Origin of the sequence: Micromonospora endophytica (assembly GCF_003236305.1) — a bacterium.
GTDB classification, from domain to species: domain Bacteria; phylum Actinomycetota; class Actinomycetes; order Mycobacteriales; family Micromonosporaceae; genus Micromonospora; species Micromonospora endophytica.
The window spans coordinates 1-5,550 of the sequence record NZ_POTX01000312.1 but is presented as its reverse complement, the minus strand read 5'-3'; the positions used below and the strand labels follow the sequence as shown (position 1 = coordinate 5,550).

At 73.1% G+C, this 5,550-nt stretch carries 6 protein-coding genes; all 6 read left to right on the top strand.

Going from position 1 to position 5,550, the window contains the following annotated elements; genetic code table 11:
• A partial coding sequence (locus C1I93_RS27715) for an MFS transporter (protein ID WP_111246219.1) occupies positions 1–1,168 on the top strand: 1,168 nt, incomplete at its 5' end.
• Positions 1,169–1,320: 152 nt separating this feature from the next.
• Positions 1,321–2,199 (top strand): branched-chain amino acid ABC transporter permease, encoded by an 879-nt coding sequence (locus C1I93_RS27710; RefSeq protein WP_223256705.1) that lies wholly within the window; start codon positions 1,321–1,323, stop codon positions 2,197–2,199.
• Positions 2,196–3,710, top strand: coding sequence for an ATP-binding cassette domain-containing protein (locus tag C1I93_RS27705; protein ID WP_111246217.1), 1,515 nt, complete (start codon positions 2,196–2,198; stop codon positions 3,708–3,710). Before C1I93_RS27710 ends, C1I93_RS27705 begins: the two co-directional genes overlap by 4 nt.
• 133 nt (positions 3,711–3,843) lie before the next feature.
• A complete protein-coding gene (locus C1I93_RS27700; RefSeq protein ID WP_111246216.1) occupies positions 3,844–4,275 on the top strand; it encodes a hypothetical protein in 432 nt (143 codons plus the stop codon).
• 55 nt (positions 4,276–4,330) lie between these two features.
• Positions 4,331–5,098 (top strand): response regulator transcription factor, encoded by a 768-nt coding sequence (locus tag C1I93_RS27695; RefSeq protein WP_223256704.1) that lies wholly within the window; start codon positions 4,331–4,333, stop codon positions 5,096–5,098.
• A gap of 49 nt (positions 5,099–5,147) precedes the next feature.
• On the top strand, positions 5,148–5,550 hold a 403-nt coding region (locus C1I93_RS27690; RefSeq protein ID WP_146603592.1), incomplete at its 3' end, for a class I SAM-dependent methyltransferase.

Genomic DNA, 5,550 nt, shown 5'->3' with positions numbered 1-5,550 from the left:
CCCCGCCCCGCCCCGCAGTCACGAACCCGGCACTCACCCGGTCCGGGCCAGTGCGGTGGCCGTCGCCGTCACCGTCGCCTGCGTACTCCCGGTCTTCCTGGTGGGAGGCCTGGCCGTGCAGATGCGCGACGAGTTGGGCTTCTCCCCCGCCGGGCTCGGGCTGGTCGTGGCGGTCTACTTCGGCGTCGGCGCCCTCGCCTCGGTCCCCTCCGGGGCCCTTGTCGAGCGGTGGGGCGGTGCCGTGGTGGCCCGCAGCGGCATCCTGGTCTCGGCCGCCTGCCTACTCGCCGTGGCGACGCTGGCCCGGTCCTACCCGGTGCTTGTCGGCCTGCTGGCCGTGGCCGGCAGCGCCAACGCACTCGGCCAGTTGTCCAGCAACGCGCTGCTGGCCCGCCAGGTGCCAGCGCGCCGGCAGGGCCTCTCGTTCGGCGTCAAGCAGGCGGCGATCCCGCTCTCCACCCTGCTGGCCGGCGCGGCGGTGCCCGCCCTCGCGCTCACTGTCGGCTGGCGGTGGGCGTTCGTGGCGGCTGCCGGCGCCGCATTGACCACCCTGCCCGCCGTGCCGGCGCAGAGCCCGCCACCTCGCCGGCGACCGGCGGGCCGGGCCGGGTCCACGACACCGGGCCTGATCCTGGCCGGGGTGGCCGCGACGCTGGCTGCGGGGGCGGCGAACGCGCTCGGCACCTTCCTGGTGGACGCCTCGGTCGACAGGGGTCTCGGGCCGGCCCTCGCCGGGCTGACCCTGACCCTCGGCAGCGCGGTCTGCGTCGCCGCCCGCATCGGTGCCGGCTGGTTGGCCGACCGGCGCGCCGACGGGCAACTGTCGGTGATCGCCGGCATGCTCGTCGTCGGCGCTGTGGGACTGGGCCTGCTCGCCTGGGCCGGACCCGTGCCACTTGTGGCCGGCGTGCTGCTCGGCTTCGGTCTGGGCTGGTCGTGGCCGGGGCTGATGAACTTCGCGGTGGTCCGGCTGCATCCGCAGGCACCGGCCGCCGCCACCTCGATCACCCAGACCGGGGTGTACGCCGGTGGCTGCCTCGGCCCACTGACCCTAGGCCCGTTGGCCGCGGCCGCCGGCTATCCCACCATGTGGCTGACCGCCGCCGCCGCCATGCTCGCCGCGCTCACCCTCCGGCAGCGCACCGCACTCCCGGGACGGCCCGTATGACCACCACCCTCAGCCCCAGCCCCAGCCCGAGCCCTGGCCCTGGCGCGATCGCCACGCGCCCGCCGACCAGCCGACCCGGCCTCCTCCCGGCGTGGTTGCCGCCTACCGCGGGAGCCGTTGCTCTGGCAGCGGCAGCGGCAGCGGCAGCGGCGGTGGCGTTGCCGTGGCTGGTCAACGGGTACGTGATCGCCCTTGCCGCCACCGGACTGGTCATGGCCGTGCTCGCCATGAGCGCACAACTCCTCGTCGGGCTGGCCGGGCTGCCGCCGTTGGGCCAGGCCGCCTACCTTGCCGTCGGCGCCTACACCGCCGCCACGATCGCCACGCTGACCAACCTCGGCCCGATCCAGCTGCTCGCGGCCACCGCTGGTGGGGCGGTCGCCGCCGCCGTGACCGGTCTCCTGGCGGTGCGGACCCGGGGCACCACCTTCCTCATGGTCACCTTCGGCCTCGGCGAGTTGCTGCACGCCGCCGCCAACGCGTGGGCCCCGGGCGGTAGCGAAGGCGTGCACGTCACGCCAGTCGTGGCGCTGCCCGGTCTGCCGGCGATGGTCCGACCCGGCTGGGTCTACTTGTACGTGCTCGCCGGCGCGTTGCTGATCGGCGTCGGTGTCGCGGTCCTCGTTCGGACCCGCTTCGCCCTGCTGCTACGTGGTATCGCCGCCCACGAACCCCGCATGCGTGCCGACGGACACCACACCGGCCGCCTGCTCCTGGCCGCCTACGTCATCGCCGGTGGCATCGCGGGTGCGGCCGGTGCCCTGTTGATCGCGGTCACCCGGTACGTCTCGCCCGCCGACGCGGCCATGGGCGTCTCCGCCCTCGCCCTCGCCGCCGCGCTCATCGGATCCGGCAGCATGACCGGCGCCTGCACCGGAGCGATCCTCCTGGTCGTAGCCCGGGACTGGGTCGGCGGCCTGCTCGGCGGCCACGGACCCACCCTGCTCGGACTGGCCTTCCTCCTGCTGGCCTACCTGCCCCGGCACCGCCTCGCCGGCCTCACCATCCGATTCCCGAGGAGGCGGACATGACCAGCGCGCTACTACGCCTGGAGGCCGTCAGCCGCTCCTACGGCGCGCGCCGGGCTGTCGATGAGGTCAGCCTCGACCTGTATCCCGGGGGCCGGCACGCGGTCATCGGCCCCAACGGCGCCGGCAAGTCCACGCTGCTGCACCTCATCGCCGGCACCCTGCACCCCACCTCCGGCCGTATCCACTACGCCGGACACGACATCGGACGCTGGCCGGCGCACCGCCGGGCCCGGGCCGGGATCGCCCGCACCTGGCAACACCCGGCGCTGGCCCGCCCGCTCACCGCCGTGCAGAACGTGCTGCTGGCCGTTCCCGGACAACGCCTCACCGCCCTGCGCGCCGCTGCGCCGGTGGTGGCCGCCGCGTACGAGGCACTGGCCCAGGTCGGCCTCACCGCGCACGCCGACCGGCCCGCCGGCCAACTCGCCTACGGCGACCAACGCCGCCTGGAAATCGCCGTCGCGCTCGCCGCCCAGCCCCGCCTGCTCCTGCTCGACGAACCCTCCGCCGGCCTCGCCACCGGCGAGATCACCCGCCTCACCGAACTGATCCGTACCCTGCCAGGTGACATCAGCGTGTTGTTGGTCGATCACAACCTCGACTTCGTCGCCGCCGTCGCCGACACCGTCACCGTGCTGCACCACGGCCAGCACATCGCCACCGGCACCCCCACCGACATTCGCGAGCACCCCGACGTGCGCCGCGTCTACCTCGGCACCGACGCCCCCACCAGCCCCGCACCCGGCAGCCCGACCACCACCACGGCGGCTGCGGCCGGGACGCCGATCCTGCGTGTGCGCAACCTGAGCGCCGGCTACACCGGCGCGCCGGTGCTCACCGACATCACCCTCGACGTGCCGGCCGGGCGGGTGACCGCGGTCGTCGGCCGCAACGGCGCCGGCAAAACCACCCTGATCCACACCATCGCCGGCCTGCACCCCGCCGAACCTGGCGCCGATATCCGCCTGCACGAGCAGGCCCTCACCGGATGCGACACCCGCCGTCGCGCCCGCGCCGGCCTCGCCCTGGTCCCTCAAGGCCGTCGCCTGTTCGCCGGACTCACCGTCGACGAGCATCTCGCGCTGCCCCGACCGCACCCCACCCGCACCAGGGCCGTCGATGTCCGGCAGGTCTTCGACCTGTTCCCCGCCCTGGCCGAGCGGCGCCATCACCGGCCCCACCAGCTCTCCGGGGGCGAGCAGCAGATGCTCGCTCTGGCTCGTGCGTTGATTGCCGCTCCTGATGCGTTGCTGCTCGATGAGCCGTCCGAGGGACTTGCCCCGGCCGTTGTCGGGCAGCTCGCGGCGATCATCACCGGCCTCGCCGCCGCCGGCACCGCGATCCTGCTCGCCGAGCAGAACCTCGCCCTGGCCTGCCAGGTCGCGCACGACATCGCCGTCTTGGATCGGGCCCGCATCATCCGCCAGGTCGCCTTGGCCGACATCCGCGAGTACCCCTCCGACCTGCACGACCTGCTCACCGTCCCGACTACCACACCGACGCCGTCATGACCGCGACCCGCGATCATCACCGGCCCGGCGAGGTCACCCCCGTGCCTCGCCACCGTCCGCCCGGCGCGACGTCCCGGCCGCGCCCGGTGGACACCGCCGCCCGCACCGCACACCCCGCTGCGGGTGGCGGCGGGTGGTTGGCGACGCTGACCCGGACATCGTCGCCAACCACCCCACCCACCACCCACCACAGGCTGGTGATGCCGTGACCGGCGACGACACCAGCCTGTGGCTGCTCACCGACCTGGCCCGCTGCACCACCTGCTGGCAACTCCTCCAGCCCTACCCCACCAACACACGTCGCCGCTTCTACGTCTGTTTCTGCCTCACCCTCTACGAGGCCGGGTATCTGGAGGCCCTCGTCGTCGGCTGCGCCGCCGCCCACGATCGGCGCACCGCCCCCGAACGCCCCCTCATCACCCACCAACGGTGGCACCAATCCACCCGCACCGACCTACGCCACCACCTCACCCGCCTCATCGACCAGATCCTCGTGCGCCACCCCGACACCGTCGAGCTGCGCTGGCACCGTCACCTCCTTGACCTCGCAAGGGAACCGTCATGACAACCCCCCGCTTTCCCGACGAGCACCGTCGCGTCGGTCCGACAAGCGGCGCTACGTGCCGCCGACCCGGGAGGAGCGCGTCATGACGATGGCGGACATCCATGTTCTTTCGCAGGTTCGCGATGGCCGCAGCGCCAGTCACGCCGACGTTGACGCCATGGCCCGAGGTCTGGAGGTACGGGGCGTCACCGTGTCCCCACCTCGGATACGGGTCAGCGTGTATGGCAGCGACCCCATCCTGCGTGCCGGCGTGATCGGCCAACTGCGGCCTCGTCCCGAGGTGCTGCTGTTCACCGACAGCGACAGCGACAGCGACGCTGCGGATGTGGCGGTCGTGACCAGTGACGGCGTCGACGAGCAGACGCTAGGGACCCTCCGCCGTTTGCGTGCTCACCAGCGGCGCATCGTGCTCGTCGCCGGTCACCTCGATGACGCCGCGCTCGTCGCCGCTGTCGAGCATGGTGTCGCCGGGGTCCTCCGCCGACCCGACGCCACTCCTGACCGGCTCATCACCGCCATCCGAGCCGCTGCGGCCGGTCACGGCAGCCTCCCGCCCGACGTGCTCGGCCGGCTCCTCACGCACGTCGGCGCACTGCAACGCGACATCCTCGGCCCGTGCGGCCAGGTATTCGTCGGCCTCAACCCCCGCGAGGTTGAGGTGTTGCGCCTGGCCGCCGACGGTCGCACCAACAACGAGATCGCCGAAGCGCTCTCCTACGCCCCACGCACCATCAAGGGCATCCTCCACGACATCACCAGCCGCTACCACCTGCGTAACCGCGCCCACGCCGTCGCCTACGCCCTGCGAAACGGCCTCATCTAGCCATTTGATGCCGCCGGCATCACCCAACGCCGACAACCGGAGGAACGCCATGACAACAACGCTGCCGGCCCATTCCGGGCCGATGCTCCGGCTGCTCAACCCGTGCACCCACCCCGTCCTGGACCGACTTGACATCGGAACCAACCAGCGGCTGTTGGAGGTCGGCGCCGGCGAGATCACCGCCCGCCTCGCCGAGCTCGTCGGCCGCTACGGGGCCGTCACCGCCGTCGACGCCGACACCAGCCACCTCACCGGCACCGCCGTCATCGACGTCCAGCAGCGCGACCCGAACCGGGACCTCCTGCCCGGCCAGCCCGACCGGTACGACCACATCGTCGCCCGCTGGCCCCACGGCACCCTGCGCGACCCCGCAGACGTCATCGAGCAGATGATCGCCCGCCTACGCCCGGGCGGCTGGCTCGTCCTCGCCGACATCACACCCACCCCACCCC